Origin of the sequence: Mycobacterium sp. 852002-51152_SCH6134967, assembly GCF_001667105.1 — a bacterium.
GTDB lineage: Bacteria > Actinomycetota > Actinomycetes > Mycobacteriales > Mycobacteriaceae > Mycobacterium > Mycobacterium neumannii_A.
Map to the genome: position 1 here is coordinate 344,827 of NZ_LZIK01000068.1, position 22,399 is coordinate 367,225.

The 22,399-nt window shown below is 66.1% G+C and carries 20 protein-coding genes; 4 read left to right on the plus strand and 16 right to left on the minus strand.

Annotated elements, in window-relative coordinates; all coding sequences use genetic code 11:
- The first annotated feature begins 55 nt into the window (after positions 1-55).
- On the plus strand, positions 56-1,465 hold the full coding sequence (locus A5790_RS22820) for an MFS transporter (protein WP_066849542.1): 1,410 nt from the start codon (positions 56-58) through the stop codon (positions 1,463-1,465).
- Here A5790_RS22820 and A5790_RS22825 read toward each other — a convergent pair.
- The 8 genes from A5790_RS22825 to A5790_RS22860 form a co-directional block, all read right to left on the minus strand.
- Entirely contained in the window at positions 1,413-2,285 is an 873-nt protein-coding gene (locus A5790_RS22825; RefSeq protein ID WP_066849544.1) for a cutinase family protein, read from the minus strand. The two genes, A5790_RS22820 and A5790_RS22825, sit on opposite strands and share 53 nt — an antisense overlap.
- Positions 2,286-2,490: 205 nt before the next feature.
- The gene (gene tuf, locus A5790_RS22830; protein ID WP_064400138.1) at positions 2,491-3,681 is read right to left on the minus strand and encodes an elongation factor Tu; all 1,191 of its coding nucleotides are present in this window, start codon (positions 3,679-3,681) and stop codon (positions 2,491-2,493) included.
- 82 nt (positions 3,682-3,763) lie between these two features.
- Positions 3,764-5,869 carry an elongation factor G gene (fusA, locus tag A5790_RS22835; protein ID WP_082961854.1) on the minus strand — a complete coding sequence of 702 codons (2,106 nt, stop codon included), beginning with the start codon at positions 5,867-5,869 and terminating at the stop codon, positions 3,764-3,766.
- Positions 5,870-5,964: 95 nt separating this feature from the next.
- Positions 5,965-6,435, minus strand: coding sequence for a 30S ribosomal protein S7 (rpsG, locus tag A5790_RS22840; protein WP_064400139.1), 471 nt, complete (start codon positions 6,433-6,435; stop codon positions 5,965-5,967).
- The gene (gene rpsL, locus A5790_RS22845; protein WP_064345572.1) at positions 6,435-6,809 is read right to left on the minus strand and encodes a 30S ribosomal protein S12; all 375 of its coding nucleotides are present in this window, start codon (positions 6,807-6,809) and stop codon (positions 6,435-6,437) included. The genes rpsG and rpsL overlap by 1 nt, the downstream gene beginning before the upstream one ends.
- Before the next feature lie 334 nt (positions 6,810-7,143).
- Positions 7,144-7,731, minus strand: a complete 588-nt coding sequence (locus A5790_RS22850; RefSeq protein WP_066849551.1) for a TetR/AcrR family transcriptional regulator — start codon at positions 7,729-7,731, stop codon at positions 7,144-7,146.
- Between the two features lie 76 nt (positions 7,732-7,807).
- Positions 7,808-8,335 carry a DUF3558 family protein gene (locus A5790_RS22855; protein ID WP_066849554.1) on the minus strand — a complete coding sequence of 176 codons (528 nt, stop codon included), beginning with the start codon at positions 8,333-8,335 and terminating at the stop codon, positions 7,808-7,810.
- Positions 8,336-8,338: 3 nt separating this feature from the next.
- Positions 8,339-8,869 carry a DUF3558 domain-containing protein gene (locus A5790_RS22860; RefSeq protein WP_197696863.1) on the minus strand — a complete coding sequence of 177 codons (531 nt, stop codon included), beginning with the start codon at positions 8,867-8,869 and terminating at the stop codon, positions 8,339-8,341.
- A gap of 86 nt (positions 8,870-8,955) precedes the next feature.
- Between A5790_RS22860 and A5790_RS22865 the strand changes: the two genes are divergently transcribed.
- Together A5790_RS22865 and A5790_RS22870 are read left to right on the plus strand one after the other, a co-directional pair.
- On the plus strand, positions 8,956-9,390 hold the full coding sequence (locus A5790_RS22865; RefSeq protein WP_066849557.1) for a DUF3060 domain-containing protein: 435 nt from the start codon (positions 8,956-8,958) through the stop codon (positions 9,388-9,390).
- 2 nt (positions 9,391-9,392) lie between these two features.
- A complete protein-coding gene (locus A5790_RS22870; protein ID WP_066849560.1) occupies positions 9,393-9,794 on the plus strand; it encodes a DUF3060 domain-containing protein in 402 nt (133 codons plus the stop codon).
- Between the two features lie 102 nt (positions 9,795-9,896).
- Here A5790_RS22870 and A5790_RS22875 read toward each other — a convergent pair whose 3' ends face one another.
- The 6 genes from A5790_RS22875 to A5790_RS22900 all read right to left on the minus strand — a co-directional run bounded on the left by A5790_RS22875 (position 9,897) and on the right by A5790_RS22900 (position 16,082).
- Positions 9,897-10,661: a crotonase/enoyl-CoA hydratase family protein gene (locus A5790_RS22875; protein WP_066849562.1), complete on the minus strand. Its 765-nt coding sequence runs from the start codon at positions 10,659-10,661 to the stop codon at positions 9,897-9,899.
- Positions 10,658-11,416, minus strand: a complete 759-nt coding sequence (locus A5790_RS22880; protein WP_066849565.1) for a PaaX family transcriptional regulator C-terminal domain-containing protein — start codon at positions 11,414-11,416, stop codon at positions 10,658-10,660. The genes A5790_RS22875 and A5790_RS22880 overlap by 4 nt, the downstream gene beginning before the upstream one ends.
- Positions 11,416-12,354 (minus strand): crotonase/enoyl-CoA hydratase family protein, encoded by a 939-nt coding sequence (locus A5790_RS22885; protein ID WP_066849568.1) that lies wholly within the window; start codon positions 12,352-12,354, stop codon positions 11,416-11,418. The genes A5790_RS22880 and A5790_RS22885 overlap by 1 nt, the downstream gene beginning before the upstream one ends.
- Positions 12,351-13,979, minus strand: coding sequence for an acyl-CoA dehydrogenase family protein (locus tag A5790_RS22890; RefSeq protein ID WP_066849572.1), 1,629 nt, complete (start codon positions 13,977-13,979; stop codon positions 12,351-12,353). Before A5790_RS22890 ends, A5790_RS22885 begins: the two co-directional genes overlap by 4 nt.
- 62 nt (positions 13,980-14,041) lie before the next feature.
- The gene (locus tag A5790_RS22895) at positions 14,042-15,271 is read right to left on the minus strand and encodes a phosphatase PAP2 family protein (protein WP_066849575.1); all 1,230 of its coding nucleotides are present in this window, start codon (positions 15,269-15,271) and stop codon (positions 14,042-14,044) included.
- Positions 15,272-15,326: 55 nt separating this feature from the next.
- Positions 15,327-16,082 carry a deoxyribonuclease IV gene (locus A5790_RS22900; protein ID WP_066849578.1) on the minus strand — a complete coding sequence of 252 codons (756 nt, stop codon included), beginning with the start codon at positions 16,080-16,082 and terminating at the stop codon, positions 15,327-15,329.
- Positions 16,083-16,152: 70 nt separating this feature from the next.
- Here A5790_RS22900 and A5790_RS22905 point away from each other — a divergent pair, with 70 nt between their 5' ends.
- Positions 16,153-17,148 carry a YihY/virulence factor BrkB family protein gene (locus A5790_RS22905; RefSeq protein ID WP_066849580.1) on the plus strand — a complete coding sequence of 332 codons (996 nt, stop codon included), beginning with the start codon at positions 16,153-16,155 and terminating at the stop codon, positions 17,146-17,148.
- 113 nt (positions 17,149-17,261) lie between these two features.
- Here the strand turns inward: A5790_RS22905 and A5790_RS22910 are convergent, their stop codons facing one another.
- The gene (locus tag A5790_RS22910; protein WP_066849582.1) at positions 17,262-18,257 is read right to left on the minus strand and encodes a calcium/sodium antiporter; all 996 of its coding nucleotides are present in this window, start codon (positions 18,255-18,257) and stop codon (positions 17,262-17,264) included.
- A gap of 172 nt (positions 18,258-18,429) precedes the next feature.
- Positions 18,430-22,386: a DNA-directed RNA polymerase subunit beta' gene (locus A5790_RS22915; RefSeq protein ID WP_066849585.1), complete on the minus strand. Its 3,957-nt coding sequence runs from the start codon at positions 22,384-22,386 to the stop codon at positions 18,430-18,432.
- Positions 22,387-22,399 lie beyond the last annotated feature (13 nt).

The window sequence follows — 22,399 nt, forward strand, 5'->3', positions numbered from 1 at the left end:
GGCCTGCGTGTCAGATTAACGCCAATCGACCGCCTGGGAGCCGTATCGTCGGGCGATGCCGTCGGGAGCAGAGACCCGGTCGCGGTGGACCCTGACGGCCGTCGCGATGGCACTGTTCTGCGTGCAGATCGACTACTTCGCGATGAATCTCGCCCTTCCCCGGATGGCCGACGAGTTCGGCACCAGCACATCGGACCTGCAGTGGATCATCAGCGTGTACATGCTCGCCCTGGGCGCATTCATGGTGCCCGCGGGCCGTATCGGCGACATCTTCGGCCGACGAAGGGCGCTGTTGACGGGCGTGACGTTGTTCGGGGCGGCTTCGGTGGCCTGTGCGCTGGCACCGTCTGTGGGCGTGCTGATTGTGTTCCGGGTGGCGCAAGGGATCGGCGCAGCCTTGATCTTCCCGGTTTCCGTCAGCGTGCTGACCAACGCCTACGAGAGCGGCAAGGCCAGCCATGCGATCGGATTGGCCTATGGCATAGCGGCTTTGGGGAACGCGGCAGGCCCGCTCATCGGCGGGCTGTTCACCGACACCATCGGCTGGCGGTGGATCTTCTGGCTCAACCTGCCGCTGACCCTGGTCTCGCTCGCGATCGGGGCCCGTGTCATCACCGAGTCTTTCGATGAGTCGGCGCCACGGCGCATCGACGCGGCTGGACTGGCGCTCATCAGCACGGGAATCGGATTGTTCACCTTGACCTTTGATCGCGCGCCCGGCTGGGGGTGGCTCTCGGCGACGGCGCTGATCGCGTTCTCCGGATCACTGCTTGCGCTGGCCGCGTTCGTCGTCGTCGAGAACAGAGTGCGGTGGCCGCTGGTCGATCTGTCGTTGGTCCGCAATGCGAGATTCACGATTCTGGTGTTGGCCGGCGCGGTCGCCAACATCGCGTACGCGGTGACCATCTTCTTGTCCACGGTGTCCCTGCAGGACGTTCGTGGACTGGACCCGTTGACCGCCGGGCTGGTTTTTCTGGGCCCGTCGGCGGGCGCGGCCATCGGCGGTGTGCTGGCCGGCAGGCTCGCCACCCGTCGCGCACCGGTAGTGGTGATGGGTGCGACGACGGTCGTCGCCGCCTTGAGCCTCTGCGCACTCGCCGGATCCCGCGGGTGGGCGCTCTATCTGCTCGCGCTCAGCGCGTGCGGTCTGACTCTCGGACTGGTCTATGCGTTCACGACTGTCGCGACGCAGGCGGTGGTGCGTCCCGAACGGGCCGGAGAGGCGGCTGGGATCACACTGACGGTACTGGTATCGCTGGCCGGAGTCGGTGTCGCAGTGTCGTCGACCGTACTGGAAATGTTGCAGCACAACGGAATACCAGCTGCGCGTGCGATCGACTCGATACTTGCCGCGCTCGGTGCGCTTCTCCTGGTTGCCGGTGCGGTCGTGCTGTGGACCGCCCGGCGAGCGGTTACTCGCTCGGCGCCGTCGCAGCCATCGGCGTCGCCGCGGCCAGCGGGATGACCGGGAGCGCCTCGGGCGCATCAGGTGTGACGGGGCCGGGGCCGATGAGTTGATACAGCGGCTGAGTCCAGCGGTATCCACCGGAAGACTTCGTATAGCTGGTGTGAATCAGCGTCGCGACCTTCGACACTTCTTCGGCGTCGGGGTCATAGTCGCAGACCGCATCGCCGAGCTCACACACGCTGATCGTGCGGGCGCCGATGGCCGGCGGGAGCGGCTTGGGCGCGTGAGCGAGAATCGGCCAGTCCTGCGCGACTCCCTTGCCGGCGCCGGGGATGCTGGTGACCGAGCCGATGTTGATGGTCGGGTCGGCGGGCAGGCGGTCACCGTCGGCGATCAGCAACGCGGCCACCACGTTCGGATTCGTCCCGGCGGTGTGCAGATTGCGGTGCACGACCATCGCGCCCTGCGAATAGCCGGCGAGCACCACCTTCGACTCGGGGCAACGCTGAGTGAACGCCGTGTACTGCGACTCGAGAGCGGCTGCGCCGGTGTCGACGCTGCCCATGAAGCCGAGCCACTCCCCGACGCCGCCGTCGTCATCGGGCACCGCGATCGCGGGGTACGCGACGGCCTCGGCCGTCATCGTCCGCCCGTCGGCGGTCACCAGCTGCTGCACGTCGAGGTAGGACTGGTAGATGTCGTCGCCCATTCCGGCGTTCGAGCTCAGGTCGCCGTCACGCTGTCCGGACCCCGCGGCGCCGAACCAGTGCACATCGGGGCAGCCGGGCGCGGCCGGAGCCGAAGCCGTGGAAAGCCCCGCGAATGCGGCGCCCGCGATCGCGGCGGCGCTGGCGAGCGTGGTGAGACGACCGAACATGAACCCTTACCCTTCTTCGCCCCGACCAGGGCATACGCGAAGTACATCGTCGCCGCGTCCGCGTGCGTTACTCCCCACATTCGCGAGACGTACACAAGGGTCGCGATCGTCGAAGAATCGCAGCCCCCTTGTACGTCTCGCGAAGCACACAGACGAAAGCGGCGCCCACCGGAAAGGTGAGCGCCGCTTTGCGACTGGCTTCAGATCACTTGACGATCTTGGTGACCCGGCCGGCACCGACGGTACGGCCGCCCTCGCGAATCGCGAAGCGCAGACCCTCGTCCATGGCGACGGGCTGGATCAGCTTGACCGAGATGTCGGTGTTGTCGCCGGGCATCACCATCTCGGTGCCCTCCGGCAGCGTCACGACGCCGGTCACGTCCGTGGTGCGGAAGTAGAACTGCGGACGGTAGTTGTTGAAGAACGGCGTGTGCCGGCCGCCCTCGTCCTTGGACAGGATGTAGACCTGGCCCTCGAACTCGGTGTGCGGCGTGGTGGTGCCGGGCTTCACGACGACCTGACCGCGCTCGACGTCCTCACGCTTGATGCCGCGCAGCAGCAGACCGACGTTGTCGCCGGCCTGGCCCTGGTCGAGCAGCTTGCGGAACATCTCGACACCGGTGACCGTGGTCTTGGTGGTGTCGGGGCGGATGCCGACGATCTCGACTTCCTCGTTCACGTTGATCACGCCACGCTCGACGCGACCGGTGACCACGGTGCCGCGGCCGGTGATGGTGAAGACGTCCTCGACGGGCATCAGGAACGGCTTGTCGGTCTCGCGGACAGGGTCCGGGATCGACTCGTCGACGGCCTCCATGAGCTCCTCGACCGACTTGACCCACTTCTCGTCGCCCTCGAGCGCCTTGAGCGCCGACACGCGGATGACCGGAGCCTCCTCGTCGAAGTCCTGGGCGGCCAGCAGTTCGCGGACCTCCATCTCGACGAGCTCGATGAGCTCCTCGTCGTCGACCGCGTCGGCCTTGTTCAACGCGACCAGGATGTAAGGCACGCCGACCTGACGGGCGAGCAGCACGTGCTCACGCGTCTGCGGCATCGGGCCGTCGGTCGCCGCGACCACCAGGATCGCGCCGTCCATCTGGGCGGCACCGGTGATCATGTTCTTGATGTAGTCGGCGTGACCGGGGGCATCGACGTGCGCGTAGTGGCGCTTGTCGGTCTGGTACTCCACGTGGGAGATGTTGATCGTGATGCCGCGCTGACGCTCCTCAGGCGCATTGTCGATCTGGTCGAATGCGCGCGACTCGTTCAACTCCGGGAACTTGTCGTGCAGCACCTTGGTGATTGCTGCGGTCAGCGTCGTCTTGCCGTGGTCAACGTGACCGATGGTCCCGATGTTGACGTGCGGCTTCGTCCGCTCGAACTTCGCCTTCGCCACTGTGTGGTCCTCCTGGACTGTTAGTGCTTGTCTAAAGCAGTGTTGATCTTTGCAGTTGTTTCTCGCCGCGAACCAACCGGGGTTACTGCCCGGTCGCCTTCGCGATGATCTCCTTCGACACGGCCGCCGGAACTTCGGCGTACGAGTCGAACACCATGGAGTAGTTAGCCCGGCCCTGGGTCTTCGACCGAAGGTCGCCGACGTAGCCGAACATCTCCGACAGCGGTACCAGCGCCTTGACGACGCGGGCACCCGATCGCTCCTCCATGGCCTGGATCTGACCACGGCGGGAGTTCAGGTCACCGATCACTTCACCCATGTAGTCCTCGGGTGTGGTCACTTCGACCGCCATGATCGGCTCGAGGATCACCGGCTGCGCAGCCTGTGCCGCTTTCTTCAGCACCTGCGAACCTGCGACCTTGAAGGCCATTTCCGACGAGTCCACCTCGTGGTAGGCGCCGTCGAGCAGCGTGACCTTGAGGTTGACCAGCGGGTAGCCGGCCAGCACGCCGTACTGCATGGCGTCCTGGGCGCCGGCGTCGACCGACGGGATGTACTCGCGAGGGATACGGCCGCCGGTGACCTTGTTCTCGAACTCGTAGGTCGCCCCGTCCTCGCCGGTGAACGGCTCGAGGTCGATGATGACCTTGGCGAACTGGCCCGAACCACCCGTCTGCTTCTTGTGGGTGAACTCGACCTTCTCGACCTTGCGCTTGATGGTCTCGCGGTAGGCCACCTGCGGCTTACCGACGTTGGCCTCGACCTTGAACTCACGCTTCATCCGGTCGACGAGGATGTCGAGGTGAAGCTCGCCCATCCCGCCGATCACGGTCTGGCCGGTCTCCTGGTCCAGGTGGACCTTGAACGTCGGGTCCTCTTCGGCCAGCTTCTGGATCGCCGTACCGAGCTTCTCCTGGTCGCTCTTGGTCTTGGGCTCGATGGCCACCTCGATGACCGGGTCCGGGAACGTCATCGACTCGAGCACGATCTGCTCGTTGGCGTCCGACAGCGTGTCACCGGTGGTGGTGTCCTTGAGACCGATCACCGCGTAGATGTGCCCCGCGGACGCCCGTTCAACAGGGTTCTCCTTGTTGGCGTGCATCTGGAACAGCTTGCCCAGCCGCTCCTTCTTGCCCTTGGTGGAGTTGATGACCTGCGAACCGGACTCGACGGTGCCGGAGTAGACGCGAACGTAGGTCAACTTGCCGAAGAACGGGTGCACCGCGATCTTGAACGCGAGCGCCGAGAACGGCTCGTCGGTCGACGGCTTGCGGCTGATGGCCTCGTCCTCTTTACCGGGCACGTGACCCTGCACGGACTCGACGTCCAGGGGCGACGGCAGGTAGTCGATGACCGCGTCGAGCATGGGCTGCACGCCCTTGTTCTTGAACGCGCTGCCGCACAGCACCGGGTACAGCTCCGAGTTGACGGTCAGCTTGCGGATCGCGGCCTTGATCTCGTCGACCGAGATCTCCTCGCCGCCGACGTACTTGTCCAGCAGGTCCTCGTCGGTCTCGGCGACGGCCTCGAGCAGCTTGGTGCGGTACTCCTCGGCCTTCTCGGCCAAGTCGGCGGGGATGTCCTCGACCTCGTACTTCTCCCCGAGGGCGGTCTCGCCGCGCCACACCTTGGCGCGCATCTCGACCAGGTCGACCACGCCGATGAAGTCGTTCTCCGCGCCGATCGGCAGCTGAATCACCAGCGGCGTGGCGCCGAGGCGCTCCTCGATGGTGCGCACGGTGAAGTAGAAGTCCGCGCCCAGCTTGTCCATCTTGTTGACGAAGCAGATGCGCGGCACGTCGTACTTGTCGGCCTGGCGCCACACCTGCTCGGACTGCGGCTCCACGCCCTCTTTACCGTCGAACACCGCGACGGCGCCGTCGAGCACACGCAGGCTGCGCTCCACCTCGACGGTGAAGTCAACGTGGCCGGGGGTGTCGATGATGTTGATCTGGTTGTCATTCCAGAAACAGGTGACAGCCGCGGAGGTGATGGTGATACCGCGCTCCTGTTCCTGCTCCATCCAGTCGGTGGTCGAAGCGCCGTCGTGCGTCTCACCGATCTTGTAGTTGACACCGGTGTAGTACAGGATGCGTTCGGTCGTCGTGGTCTTACCGGCATCGATGTGCGCCATGATGCCGATGTTGCGGACCTTGTTCAGGTCGGTAAGCACGTCCTTCTGTGCCACAGAAGTCTTCTCTTTCGCTTGGTAGTTGCTGTTGTCATTTCGCCCCGGCGACACCGCTCTGTGCCATGTCGCGCCCGCGACTCCGGGGCGTCACATCACCAGCGGTAGTGCGCGAACGCGCGGTTTGCCTCGGCCATCTTGTGGGTGTCCTCACGCCGCTTGACGGCGGCACCCAGACCATTGCTGGCGTCGAGGATCTCGTTCGCCAGACGCTCGATCATCGTCTTCTCGCGACGGGCCTTGGAGAAGCTGACCAGCCAACGAAGTGCCAGCGTGACCGAGCGATCCGGACGCACCTCCACGGGAACCTGGTAGGTGGCGCCGCCGACGCGACGGCTGCGAACCTCGAGTGCCGGCTTGACGTTGTCCAGAGCGCGCTTGAGGGTGACCACCGGATCGGTGCCGGTCTTGTCGCGGGCCTGTTCGAGCGCACCATAAACAATGCGCTCGGCCAACGATTTCTTCCCGTCCATCAGAACCTTGTTGACCAGCTGAGTCACCAGCTGCGACCCGTACACCGGGTCGTTGACCAACGGACGCTTGGGCGCCGGTCCCTTGCGCGGCATCAGCTCTTCTCCTTCTTGGCGCCGTAGCGGCTGCGCGCCTGCTTGCGGTTCTTCACGCCCTGGGTGTCCAGAGAGCCGCGAATGATCTTGTAGCGCACACCGGGCAGGTCCTTCACACGGCCGCCGCGCACCAACACCATCGAGTGCTCCTGCAGGTTGTGGCCCTCGCCCGGGATGTAGGCGGTGACCTCGACCGCGCTGGTCAGCTTGACGCGCGCGACCTTCCGAAGCGCCGAGTTCGGCTTCTTCGGGGTGGTCGTGTACACGCGGGTGCACACTCCGCGGCGCTGCGGGCTGCCCTTGAGGGCCGCAGTCTTCGCCTTGGCGGGCTTGTCGTGGCGACCCTTGCGGACCAGCTGCTGGATGGTTGGCATCTACCGGCTTTCTGTGTTGCTGCTTCTTAAGTTCTGGTCAAGTCTGTGTACTGCGCTTTTGCCCCGGGCACGTACCCCGCGACCGGGTGTGTCGCACGCGCCCGTCCGAAGCAATTCGAAGGCATTGCCTCAATTCTCGGAGCATGGCGACATGCGAATTGGCCCGGCGTGCAGGCGCGCTTAGCAGGTCCTTTTCGTACACGGCCCCGCGAAGCGCCTTATCTGCCAGGCACGATCGTCCACAATACCAGGACAGGGGCAGCGCTCCAAACCCGTCGATTGTGCCCTAACCGCAGGTCAGATGACGTTCTCCGGATGCCTGTGGCGTATGTGGCTAACGACGCTCCATCCCGGAGGCCAATCGCATCACCATATCGCTGTACACCGCGTCGGTGTCGATACCGTCCATCGCCCCGGTCATCTCCAGCAGGACGAAACCGTGCATCGCCGACCAGAATTCCAATGCCGCATAGAACGCGTTCTCACCCTCGAGACCGTAGGAGGCCAGGACCGCGATGACGGGTGCGGCGGCCGCCCGGGTGGCTTCGGTGAACTCCGGGTCGTCGCCACCGAGCGGCATCCTGGTGAAGGCCGAATACCGTCCCGGATGGTGATGTGCATAGCTGCGGTAAGCACTGGCCATCGCGGTCACCGCATCGTCGCGAGTGCGGCCCTCCGCGACGTTGGTGAGCATGCCGATGAGGTCGCCGACGACACGCATCCGCACTGTTCTGCGCAGGTCCTCAAGGCTGTTGACATGGTTGTAGAGCGATGGGCCCTTGGTGCCGAGCTGGGTGGCGAGCGCGTTGATGGTCAGCGCATCCCAGCCTTCGCGATCCAGGAAGGTCAGCGCGGCGTTGACGATCGTCTCGCGACTGAGCCGGGGGGCTTTCCTGGTGGACGTGCTCGGGGGCTGTGCCATGCGCGCTTCGCCCCCTGCCGTCTCATCTGTCCAAGTTGATACTCGGAGAAAACTAACACCTCTAGTTCCCCCGCAGTCAGTTGACGCGCTCCTGACTGAGCTCGGCGAGTTGTTCGGTGATCGAGCACAGATCGGGCAGCGTCGCGGGGTTCATGGTCTGGATGGACCAGGTGATGACGTCGCCGCCCTTGGCGACATAGAAGCTGCACGCATTTCCGTCGAACGCCTTGAAACCTTTGTTGCCGTCGACGGAGAGTTCGGTCAAGGTGCGACCGGCCTGTTGTTCCAGCGCCCGCTCGGTGTCCATATCGCTGCCGCGGTACCACCAGGTCGAAATGCCCATCCCCGCGCCGACGGTGCCGAACATGGTGTTCTCCTGCCAGAAGCAGCCCGCGTCGCTGACGACCGTCTTGGTGAACCCGTCCGTCCCGGCGGCCGCCGCGATGTCGGCGTCGGTGATGCCGTTGCAGTCCACGCTGCGGAATCCGCCGTCCGGGTTCGCGGCCGCCGGAGAGGCCGGTGCGTCATCGGACGATCCGCACGCCGTGAGCGCGGCGGCGCAGGCGGCGAGCGCGACGAGTCGGCGAGTCCAGCGGGCGGGCACGGGTCACATCTCCGACTTCAGGGTGGCCGAGAGGAGGTCGTGGGCTTCCTGGCACGGATCACCGGCGCGCTGATCGCGAAACTGCACCCACCAACTCAGCACCCCGCTGCCCGCCGCGGCGGTGACCGAGCACGCCGCGCCTGTGACGTCGCGGCGCGCGACGAAAGCCGGATGGCGTTCCACGACGGTCTCGGTGATCTTCGCGCCGCGCTCGGTGGCCAACGCGTGTTCGCGATCGAGGTTTCCGGTCTGGAACCAGGAGAACGTCGCGTCGATCGTCACGTCGCCGCGGAACGCCACGTACTGGCAGACCGCTCCGCTGTAGGGCCGCACGACACTGTCGGCGCCCAGGATCTCCTGGACGGTGTCGTCGTCGAGCAGGGCGCAGCGGTCGTCGACGTACCCGTAGTTCCGTTCGGGATCCGGTACGGCCGGCGTGGCTCGCTGCGCGGTTCCGTTGACGGTCTCAGCACACCCCGCCACCGTCACCATCACCACGACCGCCGCGACAGCAATCAAAAACCGCCAACGCATCGCCGCTCACGCTACCCAGCGCGACCGTTAATAGCGACTCGGGTGAACGTCTGTGGATCTCGCCGGTCGCGACGTACGCTTCCTCCATGATGTGGACAGCTGTGACTCGGTCACTGACGGCATCCGCCGTGGTGTTCCCGCTGATCCTCGCCGCTCCCGTGGCGCAGGCGGAACCGGTGGTCTGCAACCCGTTGGCCCGCGAGTGCGCCGACAACAGCGTCGTCGGTCGCCATCAGGGAACCGACACCACCATCACCGGTATCGGTGTCGTCGAGACGATCGACTGCGCCAACTCCACGCTGCTCGTCAACGGCGCGAACAATCAGATCACCACGCTGGGCACCTGCTGGGCGGTGACGATGCAGGGCAACGGCAATGTCGTCGTCGCCGACAACGTGATCAACGACATCACGGTCTACGGGTGGGACCAGACCGTGTTGTACAAGAACGGCAACCCGATCGTCTTGGACCGCGGACGTGAACTGGGAATGACCAACCGCATCAACCGGGTACCCGCATGAGCATGCGAGCCACCACCATCGCCCTCATCGGTGCGGCCGCCGCCGCGTTTCTGTTCACCGGCTGCGGATCTGAAAGCTCGGACACCAACACCCCCACCGCGACGGCGGGCACGTCCGGCGCCCAGGTCGAGGTCGGCAACACGATCAACTACGGCTCATTCGGCACGACCGCCGACATCGACTGCGCCGACGGCAAATCGCTCAACATCGGCGGGTCGAACAACACCCTCACGGTGAAGGGCACCTGCGCGAACGTGAATATCGGCGGCGCCGACAACAAAGTCACCTTCGAGCGGGTCGACAAGGAGATCAGCGTCGTCGGCCTCAACAACACGGTGACCTACAAAGACGGTGATCCGAAGATCAACGACACCGGCAACAACAACACGATCACCAAGGGCTGAAACCGCTCTCTTCTGCGCGAGAGACCGTGTCTGCACAAGACACGCCGCGGGTTTGCGGCACTTTGCGGTCGCTCGCGCCGGGTCGACGGTCCGCAGGCTGCGCTAGGCGTTGGCGCCGTGCCTGCCCACACCGGCCGCGAAACGGGCTGCCCCCTCCAGGGATTCGGCGGCGACGCGCGACATGCTTCCGAACTCGAAGTCCATCGCCTCGGGCTCCGAGCGGCCCCACTGGCTCAGAGCCGACAGACGATCGGCGCGCATGCACTGCTGCGGCAGCTGGGCCAGTTCCGCTGCGAGTTGCTCCGCCCGCTGTCGCGCTTCACCGGTGGGCACCACTCGGTTGGCCAAACCCATCGCCAAGGCCTCGGCCGCGTCGACGGCGCGGCCGGTGAGGATGAGGTCCATCGCCCGGCTGTGGCCGATCAACCGCGGTAACCGCACGGTCCCACCGTCGATCAGCGGGACACCCCAACGCCGGCAGAAGACCCCCATGATCGCGTCCTCCTCGACGACGCGCATATCGCACCACAACGCCAGCTCCAGACCGCCGGCAACAGCGTAGCCGCTGACCGCCGCGATCACCGGTTTGGACAACACCATTCGACTCGGACCCATCGGACCGGGGCCGGTGCGGTGTACCGGGTTGGCATCGGGCGTTCCGAATGCCTTCAAATCGGCTCCGGCACAGAACGTTCCGTTGTCACCCCACAACACCGCGACGGAAGCCGAATCGTCCTTGTCGAACTCGTCGAAAGCGGCGTACAACCCGGCGGCGGCCGGGCCGTTGACGGCATTGCGCGCCTCGGGTCGATTCATGATCACCGTCGTCACGGCGCCGTTCTTCTCGACCCGCACTCCGCCCGTCATCTCGCCTCCATCAGTTGGTCGCGTCGCGTGAGCGACAATCCAGCGTTGTCGCGCCGCGCAGACAACTCCGCGGCGAAGTCGTTGTAGGCCTGGCGCAGCGCCGCGCCCGGCCAGTCGTCGGGCAGCAGTTCCTCCGGCAACACCGGATCGGTGAGCAGGTGACGCACGATTGCGGTCGCAGCGACGAACCGGTCGGGAACCTCGGGCGCCGAAACGATCTCGTCGAGCAACGACTTGCCCTCCCGCGCCCAGGCCGGCAGATCCCACAGCAGGCATACCAACTCGGCGGGTTCGGCGTCACGGGAAACCAACAGCCGCACCCGCTGCATCACCTCGGGTGGCAGCGCGGTGTCCAGGTTGTCCGGTCGCAGCCACACCCCCTCGCGCAGTTCGGCGAATCGGCCGTCCTGCAAGGTGCTTCGCAAACCGGCTCTGGCGCGGGGGTCGGACCCAATGCTGGTGATCACCACCGTGGTCCAGTCACCGCGCCACGGCCGCGCCCGGGGGTTGATGGCGTCGTCCTGGCGTCGTTGCCGCGCCAGCAAGCGGTCGGACAACCGGTAGCCGTCCTCGGAACGAACCAGATCGCCTGCGCCGGCCATTCGCGTCAACGCGACACGCACCGTCGACTCCCTGATGCCGAAATCTGCTGTGAGCTTGACCAGTTCGCTCGCGGTCGCCCATGCCGGGTGCGCCCCCAGCAGGACGCTCAGCACGACGGAGCGGGCCGTCATCCGCGAGATCGACTTCGCCATCAGACTTCCGAAGCCCTGCGGCCGTGGTCGCCGAAGGGGTCGTCGCGCTGCCGGACCGCTTCCCGGAAGCCGTGTTCGCGTGACTGCGCGACGAATGCGTGCCCTTCTGGTGTGTGGCGGGCGATGCCGTCGAAGACGGTGGAGACCATCGCGCTGTTGGCCGTCCCCTGCGAATACAGCGCGGAGTTCATCGCCAGCTTGACCATGATCAGCTGGTTGATGGGTACGCGGGCGATCCGCTCCACCAACCGTTCGGTGCGCGCGTCCAGCTTCTCGGGCGACGGCGCCTCGACCGCCAACCCCCATTCGGCGGCCTGCGCACCCGTTATCGAATCCCCGGTCAGCAGAAGGCGTTTGGCGCGCTGATCGCCGAGGCGGTGAGCCCACATCCCGGCCGCGGGCACACCCCACACGCGGGTCGGCGGGTAGCCGATCTTGGCGTCTGAAGCGGCGATCACCTGATCGGCGTGCAGCGCGATATCGGTGCCGCCGGCGACACAGTAACCGTGGATCTTGACCACCGTCGGCTTGTCACAGTGCATCAGGCTGGAGAAGCCGCGGACGAACCTACTCATCATCTGGTAGTCGATCATCGGGTCCCACGGCTGATCCGGCAGGTGGTTGACGGCCTGCGTCCTGCCCGACAGTACGGTGTCGCGGTAGGGGCTACCGCCACCGGCAGACGACGATCCCTCGGCGTAGGCGGACAGATCGAATCCGGCGCAGAACCCTTCGCCCCGACCGGAAACCAGAATCACGTGCACGTTTGGGTCGAGGTCGGCGCGTTCCACGAGCGCGGACAACTCCAGCGGTGTGTCCGCGACGATCGCGTTGCCCTTCTCCGGCCGGTTGAACGTGATGCGGGCGACCCGGTCCGTGACCTCGTAGGTCATCGTCTTCAGGTCGTCGAAGTCGACCGGCCTGATCGCGTGGGTCATCCCTTGACCAAAGCACGTTCGATGATCGGCGCGAGATCGAGTCCGGTGGGCAGGGTTCCGAACGCACCGCCCCAGGCGCCACCCATCCGGGTGGCCAAGAACGCCTCCGCGACGGCGGGATGCCCGTGGCGCACCAACAGCGAACCCTGCAGCGCGAGGCTGATGTCCTCGGCGACCTTGCGGGCGCGGTACTGAATGGTCTCGAGGTCACCCAGGGCCGGCCGTAAGGCCTCGACGTGGGCATCGAGTCGCGCATCCGCACCCGCGGTCCGACCGAGTTCGTCGAACAGCACGTCGATGCACTCCGGGCGAGTCGCCATGGCGCGCAACGTATCCAGCGCGCTGACGTTGCCAGACCCCTCCCAGATGCCCATCAGCGGCGCTTCCCGGTACAGCCGCGGCATGCCCGACTCCTCGACATAGCCGTTGCCGCCCAGGCACTCCATCGCCTCGGCCGCGTGCGGGGTGGCGCGTTTGCACACCCAGTACTTGCCGGCCGCCAGGCCGATGCGCCGCAGCAGGGTCTCGCGGGTGTCGCCGCGCACCGCGGCATCGGTCGCGCCGGCCATGCGCATCGCCAGCACCGTGGCCGCCTCAGCCTCGACCGCGAGGTCGGCCAGCACATTGCGCATCAGCGGCTGATCAATCAGATACTCGCCGAACGCCTTTCGGTGCTGAGTGTGATGGATCGCGCGGGCCAGCCCGTTGCGCATGCTTGTCGCGCTGCCGAGCGTGCAGTCCAAACGTGTCAGGTTGACCATCTCGATGATGGTCGGCACGCCGCGGCCCTCTTCGCCAACGAGCCAGGCGACCGCGCCGTCGTATTCCACCTCCGACGACGCGTTGGCGTGGTTGCCGAGCTTGTCTTTGAGCCGTTGCAGGAACATCCGGTTGCGGCTGCCGTCGGGCAGGATGCGCGGCAACAGGAAACACGAGAGCCCGCCGGGCGCTTGGGCGAGCACCAGGAAGATGTCGCACATCGGCGCCGAGGTGAACCACTTGTGCCCGCGCAGCAAGTAACTGCCGTCGCCGTTGGGGGTCGCCTCGGTGGTGCCGGCCCGCACATCGGATCCGCCCTGCTTCTCGGTCATCGACATGCCGGCGGTGATGCCGGCCTTGGTGGTGGGCACCTTGAGCTCGGGGTCGTACTCGCGACTGACCAGCAGCGGCTCGTACACCGCCGCCAGTTCGGGGTTGTGGCGCAGTGCAGGTACCACGGCGTAGGTCATCGAGATCGGGCAGATGTGACCGGGTTCGGGCGTCCACACCGAGGTCTTGGCGGCGCGCACGACGTGGGCGCCGAGCCGGTCGTCGGCCCACGGTGCGGCGTGTAGACCGTGCTTGATGGCCACGGTCATCAACGAGTGGTAGGCGGGGTCGTACTCGACCTCGTCGACGCGGTGGCCGTAGCGGTCGTGAGTGCGCAGAATCGGCTGGTTGCGGTCGGCCAGCTCGCCCCAGCGCTGCGCCTGCCTCGAGCCCGACAGCGCACCCAACTCAGTGACCTCGTCGAGGCCCCATTCGCCGCCCTCGCGGATCAGCGCCTCGGTGAGAACGGGCGAGGTCGCCGGGTTGTGGTCCTCCAGCGGGGGGACCTGGTTGGTGACGACATGCGTATCTGGCATGAGACCACTATTACACTTCTGCGAACAGCTGCACAATAGTCGTAATAGCGGGTGGGGATCGGTCAGCGGCTGTCGAGTTCGGCGACGACGTCTCGGCGGCGCGGCTCCGGTTTCGCAACGAGCTCCGGTTCGGCAACGGGCGCCGGTGCAACCGGGGGGTCGGGCTCGGCCGAGGGCTCGGGGGCGTGCGGTCGCTCGTAGAACGGAACCATCTCGACGGAGCGCCCCACAGCGCGCGACGCCCTCGCTCGTCGCCACTTCCCGTAACGGTGGAGGACGACGATGACCGCGGCGGCCAGCGCCCAGCCGAGCAGGATGTCGATGACGTAGTGCTCGGCGGTGTACACCAGCGTGAAAGCCATCAGGAGCACATAAGCCGCGAGCACTGAACGCCACGCTCCGTGCACGCGATGCCACAGGAAGGCCGCGACCGCTGCCGTCATGCCGGCGTGCAGGGACGGTATCGCCGCCACCAGGTTGACACTGGCCTGGCCGGCATCGAGCAGCGCGCTGGCGGTATGCATGTTCAGGTTGCCCCAGCCGCGTCCGACAATCCGCTCGATCCACGGGTTCGCCCCGTCCTGACTGGACTGCATCGCCCCCAGCACACCGCCGTCGGGCACTCCACGCGCCGCGCGGAACATGCAGGGCGCGTACGCCGGTCCGCCCTCGACGTCGGCAGGGGTGCAGCGGGCCGCGGCCCACGGCGGCGCGGCCGGAACCAGCGCGTAGATGGCCAACCCCGCGAAGTTCAAGCCGACGAACAGGCGCACAAACGCCTTCCACTCCGCGCGATCACGCAGCCACAGCACCCCGGCCACCACGTACGGCAGGATGAAAAACGACATGTAAACGCAGCTCAGGACGACTTCCCACCACGGTGGTTGTCCCTGCTTGAGCTGCTCCTGAAGCCACACCGTCGGCACGGTGCCGAAGAAAAGCCAGCGATCGGCCTCGACGGGCCAATCCCACAGCGTCGGTCGCCCGATCATGTCCGCGGCGCCCCTGCTCAGGTCGTAGGCGAGCAGGATCAGCGCGAACGGAAGCCAGTCGCGAATGACATAGAGCATGCGGCGGACCTGACCGATGCTCGCAGCCAGCAGGCCGGTGGCGATGTAGAGCAGCACCAGCTCACGGTTGAAGGCGAAACCCTCGGTGACTGTGCGGTACACGATGACCGCAGCCCATATCGCGACGGCGATCCTGCGCACGTACTTGAGCCGGCGGTCCCGCGTCTGGGCTGTCTCGGGGGCGCGCTGCGACGCAACTGACGACTCGTCGACCGCAGACACTTAGTTGAATCTAGTTCACCCCGCAGTTGCCGCGCGTTCGACTGCGGTTCGGTTATCAGGTCGTGATGTGCTCGCGCAGGAAGGCGATGTCGTCTTTGCGACCCTCGTCTGCGGTTTCGCAGATGACGGGTGCGCCCGCGGCCTGCACCACCGCGACCAGCAACTGCGGATCGATTTGGCCGGTGCCGAAGTTGGCGTGCCGGTCGGCGCCCGACCCGGCCGCATCGCGCGAGTCGTTGCAGTGCACCAAATCGATGCGTCCGGTGATGGCTTTGATCCGATCGACGGCGTCGATCAGCTTCTCCCCTGCGGCCCACGCGTGGCAGGTGTCCAGGCAGAAGCCGATGCCCTTGTCGCCGATGTGCTCCCACAACCGGGCGATGACGTCGAAGTGGCGAGCCATCGCGTGGTCGCCGCCCGCGGTGTTCTCCAGGTAGACGGGCACATCGGTCTCGAGGTAATCCAACGCCTTGACCCAGCGTTCGAAACCGGCTTCCCAGTCTTTGTCGTCGGCGTGACCACCGTGCACGATGACCGCCGTCGCGTTGATCTCCGACGCCGCGTCGCAGGTGTCCTGCAGGATCTTGCGCGACGGGATACGCACCCGGTTGTTGGCAGACGCGACGTTGATCAGGTACGGCGCGTGGACGTAGAGGGGGGTGCTGGACGCCTTGAGCGTCTCGGCGTCGTCTCGCGGTTTGGGTTTCTTCCAGCTCTGCGGGTTGCCGAGGAAGAACTGCACCACGTCGGCGCCGTCAGCTTCCGCCGCGGCCAGGGGATCGTCACCGTGGACGTGCGAACCGATGAGCACGACGCCAGTCTAGGCAGAGCCACCGACATGACTGGCCGGGACCATCTCTCCCGCCGCATAGGCTCGGAGCGTGGGATCTGGAAGCGACCCGTCTCCGTTCTCGTCGTGGTCGGATACGGTCGCATCCGCCCGTTCAACCCTGCAACGTCGCGCGATTTCGACGCTGTCGCGTGCGCCCCGGCCCGTGCGGCAGGCAGGCCGGCTGATCGCCCGCACCGTCAACGACACGCTGCGTGACCGCGTACCGGGCTTGGCCGCCGAGGTTGCGCTGTTCTCCCTGATCTCGCTGCCGTCGCTGTTGATTGCTGTCCTCGGCTCGCTCGGGTTCATCGCCGAAGCGCTCGGCCCTGAAGGCACCGCGCGACTACATCGGCTGCTGCTCGAGGTGCCCAGCTCCTTCCTTGCCGAGCGAACCTTCGAGTCATATCGGCGCGTGGTCGAGGCGGGGCTCATGCAATCGCGCGGAAGCGTGATCTCCATCGGAATTGTGCTGAGCCTGTGGACGGGTTCACGGGCGGTCAATCGGTACCTGGAGACGATCACGATCGCCTACGGTGTCGAGCCCAGGCCCGCTTGGCGACGACGGCTGCTTGCGTTGGGGCTGACCGCAGGCGGGCTCCTCGGCGCAGTGGCGATTCTGCCGCCCCTTGTCCTCGGGCCTGACCTCGTGGCATGGGTGACGCCAGAGCCGTTGACCGAAAGTACTTTGCGCGCACTGGATCTGCTGTTCTGGCCTGGGGTGGCGCTGCTGATCCTCGTCGGACTTGTCACGCTGTATCACCTCGGTGTGCCGTGGCGATTGCCCTGGCGCCGCGACATTCCCGGGGCGGTGCTGGCGATGGTCCTGTGGCTGGTGGCATCGGCGGGGCTGCGCGCCTACCTGGCGGTTAGCGCGCGTGACGACGCCGTATACAGCCAACTCGCCGTGCCGATCGCCGTCGTCCTGTGGCTCTACATCACGGCTTTCGCGGTGCTGCTCGGCGCCGAGTTCAACGCCGAGATCGAAAAGATGTGGCCGCACGAGAAGTATCCGTGGCGGCTACGCCGGCGACGACGAGCAAGCTAAGCCTCTTCCGGCCGGCCGACTGTGGGGTTATGTCACGCGAATCCGTGCCAAGCGTGCGGGTAACCCACGTTCGCGGCGCCGACGAGCCCGCCCCGAGTGTGCCTGAACCGCGGTCACGTCTGTGTGGCCAGCAGGAAGCACAAGTAGCCCACGTAGGCGGTGACCATCGCCACGCCCTCGGCGCGCGAGACGCGCCGCCCAGTGATGAAAATCGGGATGCAGGCCAGCGCAACGATCACCATGATCGGCAGGTCGATCGTCACGAGGCTGGACGGCAGGGTCAGCCCGTGCGCCGGCACCAGGCAGGTCACGCCGAGGATCAGCAGAATGTTGTAGATACTGCTGCCGATCAGATTGCCGATCGCGATGTCCCGGTCGCCGCGCATGGTCGAGATCATGGTGGTCACCAACTCCGGTGCAGACGTGCCGATCGCGACCACCGTCAGCCCGATCAGCGCGTCGGAGACGCCGAACTGACGCGCCATACCGACCGCCCCGTCGACAAGCCAATCCGCTCCCAGCACGACGACCGCGATACCGCCCAGCGTCATCGCGACACTGGTCGAGGTCCGCCGCCGTTTGGTCGTCGCCGAGCCGACCTCGTCGGTCGCGTACTCGGCAACCAGCTCGGCCGCGAATTCGACGGCGACGGCGTGGGATTCGCGTCGAGCCGACCAGATCACCGCGGCGGTGTAGACGACCGCACACACGACCAGGATGGCGCCGTCGAGCCGGGTCAGCACGCCATCGGCGGCCAGCACCAACAGCAGCAGCGCCGCGACAGCCATGATCGGCAGTTCGAACCGGATGGTGCGCGACTGCAACGTCAGCGGCACCAGCGCAGCGCTGAGACCAAGGATGAGCAGCACGTTGACCACGTTGGTGCCGGCGATGTTGCCGACCGCCAGCGCGCCGCTGCCCTCCCCCGCCGCGACCACACCGACCGCCAATTCCGGCATGCTGGTCCCGACCGAGACCACCGTCAGCCCGATGACGATCGGGCTGATCCCCAGTCGCACAGCGACTCCGGCTCCACCTCGGACCATCACGTCGGCGCCGACGATCAATGCGCTCAGCCCAGCGAGGAACCACGCGAAGTTCGCCAGCATCAGGTCATGACCGTCGAGAGTGGGCTCGTGTCACGCCAAACACGTATACCGCGTGCGGGTAACCCACGTTCGCCGCACCCCGAGTCTCGCCGTCCCCCGCACCCCACGTAACCCGCCACCCCGGGCACGAAAAAGCCCCCGGGCCGTGACCCGGAGGCTTTTACGTGAACTCCTACCGATAGTCGCTGTAGCCGTAGTCGTCCAACGGCACCGCGGCACCGGTGGCCTGGCCGAAGTCCGGGCTGTAGTACTGATCCTCGTAAGACGGGATCGTGTACGCCGCAGCGCGGGCTTCTTCGGTCGGCTGCACCTGGATGTTGCGGTAGCGGTTGATACCGGTACCGGCCGGGATCAGCTTGCCGATGATCACGTTCTCCTTCAGACCCTGCAGCTTGTCGCTGCGGCAGTTGATCGCCGCATCGGTGAGCACGCGGGTGGTCTCCTGGAACGACGCCGCCGACAGCCACGAATCGGTGGCCAGCGACGCCTTCGTGATACCCATCAGCACTGGACGACCGGCCGCGGGCTCGCCGCCCTCGGCGACCACCCGACGGTTCTCGGTCTCGAACTCGCCACGTTCGGTCAGCGAGCCGGGCAGGAACTCCGTGCTGCCCGAGTCGATGATCGTGACGCGACGCAGCATCTGCCGGACGATGACCTCGATGTGCTTGTCGTGGATCGACACGCCCTGAGCGCGATAGACCTCCTGGACCTCCTTGACGAGGTGGATCTGCACCTCGCGGGGGCCCTGGACACGCAGCACCTCGTGCGGGTCGGCAGCACCTTCCATCAGCTGCTGCCCCACCTCGACGTGGTCGCCGTCGGCGAGCAGGCGCTCGGTGCCGTCGTCGTGCTTGAACACCTTCAGGCGCTGACGACGGGAGAGCTTGTCGTACACCACTTCTTCGCCGCCATCGTCGGGAACGATGGTGATCTTGTAGAAGCGCTCGCCCTCCTCGAGTTGCACCCGGCCGGTGACGTCGGCGATCGGGGCCTTGTTCCGCGGGATGCGGGCCTCGAACAGCTCCTGCACGCGAGGCAGACCACCGGTGATGTCCTCACCGACGCCGCCCTGGTGGAACGTGCGCATGGTCAGCTGCGTGCCGGGCTCACCGATGGACTGCGCGGCGACGATGCCGACGGCCTCGCCGATGTCGACGAGCTTGCCCGTCGCCATCGAGCGGCCGTAACACATCGCGCACACGCCGGTGCCCGTGGCACAGGTCAGCACGGAGCGGACCTTCACCTCGGTGATGCCCGCGGCCAGCAGCGCCTCGATCGCCGGGTCGCCCAAGTCGTGACCGCGCTCGACGACCACGTTGCCGTCCTTGTCGACGGCGTCGGTGGCCAGCGTCCGCGCGTAGGCCGACGTCTCGATGTGCTGATCGCGCACCAAGGCTGCGTCTTTTCCGGAGCCCTGCAGCTCGGCCAGCGTGACGTTGATGCCGCGCTCGGTCTCGCAGTCGGTCTCGCGAACGATGACGTCTTGGCTCACGTCGACCAGACGACGGGTCAGGTAACCCGAGTCGGCGGTACGAAGAGCGGTGTCCGCCAGACCCTTTCGGGCGCCGTGGGTGTTGATGAAGTACTCCAGCACCGTCAGGCCCTCGCGGAACGAGGACTTGATCGGACGCGGGATGAACTCACCCTTCGGGTTGGTCACCAGACCCTTCATGCCGGCCAGGGTCCTGGTCTGCGTGAAGTTACCCGTCGCACCCGAGTCGACGATCGTGATGATCGGGTTGTCCTTCGGGTAGTGCGCCCGCAGCGCCTCGCCGACCTCTTCGGTGGCGTCCTGCCAGATCTTGACCAGTGCGTCGTTGCGCTCGTCGTGGTTGAGAGCACCGCGCTGGTACTTCTTCTCGATCTGGTCGGCTTCCTTCTCGTAGCGGTCCAGGATCTCCTGCTTCTGCGGTGGCACCAACACATCGGCCATCGACACGGTGACACCCGAACGGGTGGCCCAGTAGAAGCCGGCGTCCTTGAGCTTGTCCACGGTCTGCGCGACCACGATCATCGGGTAGCGCTCGGCGAGATCGTTGACGATCCGCGCCTGGACCTTCTTGTGCATCTGCTCGTTGACGAACGGATAGCCGTGCGGCAGAAGCTCGTTGAACATCACCCGGCCCAGCGTGGTTTCCGCGGTCCAGGCGTCGCCCGGCTTCCAGCCCTCCGGGAACAGCTCGGCTTCCAGATCGGCGGACGGACGCAGCTGCGTCAACCGCACGCGGATCTTGGCCCGCACCGACAGAGCACCGCGGTCCATCGCCATGATGGCCTCGGCGGGCGAGCTGTACACACCGGTCTCCGGCTGATCCTTGGCGGCAGGCGTGTACTCGCCGGTGTCGCCCTCGATCATCGTCGTCAGGTAGTACAGGCCGGTCACCATGTCCAGACGCGGCATGGCCAACGGCCGACCCGACGCCGGGGACAGGATGTTGTTCGACGACAGCATCAGGATGCGTGCCTCGGCCTGCGCCTCCGCCGACAGCGGAAGGTGCACGGCCATCTGGTCACCGTCGAAGTCGGCGTTGAACGCCTCGCAGACCAACGGGTGCAGCTGAATGGCCTTGCCCTCCACCAGCTGCGGCTCGAAGGCCTGAATACCGAGGCGGTGCAGCGTCGGCGCACGGTTCAGCAGAACCGGATGCTCGGCGATGACCTCTTCGAGGACGTCCCACACCTGCGGACGCTGACGCTCGACCATGCGCTTGGCGCTCTTGATGTTCTGCGCGTGGTTGAGATCCACCAGACGCTTCATCACGAACGGCTTGAACAGCTCCAGAGCCATCAGTTTGGGCAGACCGCACTGGTGCAGCTTGAGCTGCGGGCCGACCACGATGACCGAACGGCCGGAGTAGTCGACGCGCTTACCGAGCAGGTTCTGGCGGAACCGACCCTGCTTGCCCTTCAACAGATCCGACAGCGACTTGAGCGGACGGTTGCCCGGTCCGGTGACCGGACGGCCGCGGCGGCCGTTGTCGAACAGCGCGTCCACCGACTCCTGCAGCATGCGCTTCTCGTTGTTGACGATGATCTCCGGCGCGCCGAGATCGATCAGTCGCTTCAACCGGTTGTTGCGGTTGATCACGCGGCGGTACAGGTCGTTGAGGTCCGACGTCGCGAACCGGCCACCGTCGAGCTGCACCATCGGGCGCAGCTCCGGCGGAATCACCGGAACGGCATCGAGCACCATGCCCATCGGCGAGTTGCTCGACTGCTGGAACGCCGCGACCACCTTGAGCCGCTTCAGCGCACGGAGCTTCTTCTGCCCCTTGCCACTTCGGATGACCTCGCGCAGCTCCTCGGCCTCGGCCTCGATGTCGAAGTTCTCGATGAGCTTCTTGATCGCCTCGGCGCCCATCGCACCGGTGAAGTACTCGCCGTAACGGTCCTGCAGTTCCCGGTAGAGCACCTCGTCGACGACGAGCTGCTTGGGCGCCAGCTTGGTGAAGGTGGTCCAGATCTCCTCGAGCCGGTCCAGCTCGCGCTGGGCCCGGTCGCGGATCTGACGCATCTCGCGCTCGCCACCGTCGCGCACCTTGCGGCGCACATCGCTCTTGGCGCCTTCCTTCTCCAGCTCGGCCAGGTCGGCCTCGAGCTTCTGGGACCGCTCGGCCAGATCGAGATCGCGCTGGTCCTCAACGGCCTTGCGCTCCACGGCCATTTCGGCTTCGAGCGTGGACAGCTCGTTGTGGCGCATCTCGTCGTCGACGGCCGTGATCACATAGGCCGCGAAGTAGATGATCTTCTCGAGATCCTTAGGCGCCAGGTCCAGCAGGTACCCGAGCCGCGACGGCACACCCTTGAAGTACCAGATGTGCGTGACGGGTGCGGCGAGCTCGATATGGCCCATCCGCTCACGACGCACCTTGGCGCGAGTGACCTCGACGCCGCAGCGCTCGCAGATGATGCCCTTGAAGCGGACCCGCTTGTACTTGCCGCAGTAGCACTCCCAGTCGCGAGTCGGTCCGAAGATCTTCTCGCAGAACAGGCCGTCCTTCTCCGGCTTCAGCGTGCGGTAGTTGATGGTCTCGGGCTTCTTGACCTCGCCGAAGGACCACTGACGGATGTCGTCAGCGGTGGCCAGGCCGATCCGGAGCTCATCGAAGAAGTTGACGTCTAGCACGTAACTCCCTTTC